General features: G+C 65.6%; 2 protein-coding genes. Both read left to right on the top strand.

What is annotated here, in order from left to right:
• On the top strand, positions 1 to 462 hold a 462-nt coding region (locus ACQKJZ_RS18470), incomplete at its 5' end, for a serine hydrolase (protein WP_427733054.1).
• A 650-nt stretch (positions 463 to 1,112) separates the two neighbouring features.
• Entirely contained in the window at positions 1,113 to 3,887 is a 2,775-nt protein-coding gene (gene polA / locus ACQKJZ_RS18465; RefSeq protein WP_427733052.1) for a DNA polymerase I, read from the top strand.
• Positions 3,888 to 4,104 lie beyond the last annotated feature (217 nt).

Here is a 4,104-nt window from a genome sequence, read left to right as displayed (position 1 = left end):
GGCGCCTTCCAGGCGGCGCGCAACCGGCTCGACCCGGCGGCGCGGACGGCGGCGCTCGATGCCTATGTCAGCGATCCGCCAGACGGCGCCGCGCCGATCGCCATCGCCGATGCGCTCGCGCGGTTGGCACGCGGCGAGTTGCTATCGGAGACCTCGACCCGCATCCTGCTCGACACGATGGAGGCCTCGCGCACCGGCCATGCCCGCCTGCGCGCCGCCGTACCATCGGGCTGGACCATTGCGCACAAGACCGGAACGGGCCAGGATCTGGGCCGCCGCAATGCGGGCTTCAACGATGTCGGCCTGCTGACGGCGCCGGACGGCCGCCGCTTCGCCATTGCAGTGATGATCGGCGACACGACCGAGGATATTCGCAAGCGGCAACAGCTGATCCAGAATGTTGCGGCGGCGGTGGCCAATGCGGCGGGACCGCCACGCGGGCCGGTGGCGGTGGCTAACTGATACATTTTCCTCCCCTGTAAGGGGAGGTGGCGGGCCGTAGGCCTGACGGAGGGGTGTCCCAGCCTGACAGTTTGAACCACACTCACCAACGGTGACACCCCTCCACTATGCTTCGCATGATCCCCCTCCCCTTTCAGGGGAGGAAAGAATATCCAGCAATCTGAATGTCAATCTGGCCTAAATTAACAGCCATCCAACAAGACCCGCTCCGGCTAGCAGGACCAAGGCGCATCCCCACCGTGGAATAGGTATGCCGTCGTCATACTCCCCTCGCTCAACATACCGGCGCACCTCCTGCCTCTGTCGCATCCCATATGCGTCATCACGACAGCGTAAATCGGCGTCATCCAGATAGCGATGCACGGCCTCTGGAGTGGCGTCGATCGGCAACTCGCTTTGAAGATTGAGGACCAGCCGTTCGACTTCCGCCCAATCGGCAGGCTGTCGTTCTTCCACAGAGAGAATATCCGCCAGTCGTTGGCGTAGCTCATCCTGATCCATATTGGATAATATCGCTGCACCTGTTTCGCGCAACGATAGTCCAAGAGCAGCCTCCACGCCACAGAGCGTGGCCCATCCGCCACACGCCCGAAAAACCGCCAACATCAGGGGCTGTTTACCCCCTCCCGCATCCGCTAAACCCCGCGCATATGCCCCATCTCTATCTCGTCGACGGCTCCGGCTATATCTTTCGCGCCTATCACCGCCTGCCGCCGCTGACGAACAAGCATGGCGAGCCGGTGGGGGCGGTCTATGGCTATACCACCATGCTCTGGAAGCTGGTGGACGAGATCAACGCCGCCGATGGGCCGACGCATATGGCGGTGGTGCTCGACAAGTCGTCCAAGACCTTCCGCAACGAGATGTACGACCAGTATAAGGCGCATCGGCCCCCGCCCCCACCCGATCTGGTGCCCCAGTTTCCGATGATCCGCGACGCCACCCGCGCCTTCTCGCTGCCCTGCATCGAGGAGATGGGGCTGGAGGCGGACGACCTGATCGCCTGCTATGCACGCGCCGCGATGGCGCAAGGGTGGCAGGTCACGATCGTCTCGGGCGACAAGGACCTGATGCAGCTGGTCGAGGATGGCAGCCTCGACATGCTCGACACGATGAACAACCGGCGGCTGGGCGAAGCGTACGTCCAGGAGAAGTTCGGCGTGGGCCCCAAGCAGTTGGGCGACGTGCTGGCGCTGATGGGCGACAGCGTCGACAACGTGCCGGGCGTGCCGGGTGTGGGGCCGAAGACCGCCTCCAAGCTGATCGTCGAGCATGGCGACCTGGAATCCGTCCTCGCCGCCGCCCCCGAGATGAAGAAGGGAAAGCTGCGCGACAACCTCATCGAACATGCCGAGAATGCACGGCTGTCGAAGCGACTGGTCACGCTGGAGTGCAACGCACCGCTGCCGCAGCCGCTGGAGGAACTGGCGCTGCATCCGACCATCCCGGATGCGCCGTTGCGCGCCTTCCTGGAGCATCACGGTTTCCGCTCGCTGATCGCCAAGATGGGCCAGATCACCGACGATGCCGCGCCCGCCCCCGCCGCCGGAGACACCGCGCCCGCCGCGCCGATGGACGATGACGAGCCGTGCAATCTCGACGGTTATACGACCGTGCAGGACCTGGCGACGCTCGACCAATGGGTCGCAGACGCCCGTCGCCAGGGCTTCGTCGCGATCGATACCGAGACCAGCTCGACCGACGCGACCCAGGCCGAACTGGTCGGGGTCAGCCTGTGCCTCGCGCCCAACAAGGCGTGCTATATCCCGCTCGGGCATGGCGGCACCGATCTGCTGGCCGAAGTGCCGGTGCAGATCCCGGTCGCGGCGGCGCTGGAGCGGATCAAGGCGCTGTGCGAGGACCCGTCGGTCCTGAAGATCGGCCAGAACCTGAAATTCGACATGATCGTGCTGGGTGAGCGCGGCATTGCCATCGCGCCACATGACGACACGATCGTGCTGAGCTTCGACCTCGACGCCGGGCTGCACGGCCACGGCATGGATGAGCTGGCCGCGACGCACCTGTCGCACACCTGTCTCGCCTTCAAGGAGGTGGTCGGCACCGGCAAGAAGCAGCTCGGCTTTCACGAGGTCGATCTGAAGACCGCCACCCGCTACGCCGCCGAGGATGCCGACGTGACGCTGCGGCTGTGGAAGCGGTTCAAGGCACGTCTGCCGATGGAGCAGGTGACGCGGGTGTACGAAATGGTCGACCGCCCGCTCGTCCCCGTCATCGCAGGCATGGAGCGGCGCGGGATCAAGGTCGATCGCGAACGCCTGTCGCAACTCTCCACCGAGTTCGCCGGACAGATTGCCGCACTGGAGGGCGAAATCCACACGATGGCGGGCACCCCCTTCACCATCGGCAGCCCCAAGCAGCTGGGCGAGATCCTGTTCGATCGGCTCGGCCTGAAGGGCGGGCGCAAGGGCAAGTCGGGTGTCTATTCGACCGACGTGACCGAACTCGAACGCCTGGCGCGCGACGGCGGCGAGGCGGCGGAGATCGTGCGCAAGATCTTGGAATGGCGCCAGCTGTCCAAGCTGAAGAGCACCTATACCGACGCGCTCCAGGCGCAGATCAACCCCAAGACCGGTCGCGTCCACACCAGCTACAGCCTGACCGGTGCGCAGACCGGGCGCCTGTCCTCGACCGAGCCCAATCTTCAGAATATCCCGATCCGCACCGAAGTCGGGCGGCAGCTGCGCGAGGCGTTCATCGCCGAGGACGGTCATGTCCTGATCGCCGCCGACTATTCGCAGATCGAGCTGCGGCTGGCCGCGCATATGGCCGACGTGCCCGCTTTGCGCGACGCCTTTGCGAATGGCGACGACATCCACAGCCTGACCGCCAAGGAGCTGTTCGGCGAGGTCAATCGCGACACCCGCGGGCGGGCCAAGACGATCAACTTCGCCATCCTCTACGGCATTTCGCGCTGGGGTCTGGCGGGGCGGCTCGACGTGTCGGCGGACGAGGCGCAGGCGATGATCGACCGCTATTTCGAGCGGTTCCCCGGCATTAACCGCTATATCGCCGAGACGCTGTCGAGCGTGCGCGAGAAGGGTTTCACCGAAACGCTGTTCGGCCGCAAGACGCATTTCCCGCGCATCGCCTCGCGCAACCAGGGCGAGCGCCAAGGGGCCGAGCGCGCCGCGATCAACGCGCCGATCCAGGGCACCAGCGCCGACATCATCAAGCGCGCCATGGTCCGCATGGAACCCGCGCTCGCCGCCGCAGGGCTCGGCCATGTGCGGATGCTGCTCCAGGTGCACGACGAACTCGTGTTCGAGGCGCCCGAGGCGGATGCCGAAGCAGCGGGCGCGGTGATCCGCGCGGTTATGGCGGGCGCGGCCGAACCGGCGGTGTCGCTGTCGGTGCCGCTCGGCGTCGAGATCGGGGTCGGCAAGAATTGGGGGGCGGCGCATTGATGTCCCTACCGCGCGCCCTCAACTCTAATCCTCCCCAAGCTCCGCTTGGGGAGGGGGACCATGGCGATAGCCATGGTGGAGGGGCATGGCCCTTCGCTACCGCAACGATCATCGCAACCGGTGACACCCCTCCGTCAGGCCTGCGGCCTGCCACCTCCCCTTACAGGGGAGGAAGGCCGCAGAACCTGACATCACTTCTTCAGCCACTCCGGCACGC

This window comes from Sphingomonas sp. NPDC019816, from assembly GCF_050274375.1.
Lineage (GTDB): Bacteria > Pseudomonadota > Alphaproteobacteria > Sphingomonadales > Sphingomonadaceae > Sphingomonas.
This window is presented reverse-complemented; position numbering and strand designations above follow the sequence as displayed.

Coding starts and splice junctions, on each gene's coding strand:
- polA (WP_427733052.1), top strand. CDS start 1,113: ATGCCCCATCTCTATCTCGTCGACGGCTCCGGCTATATCTTTCGCGCC.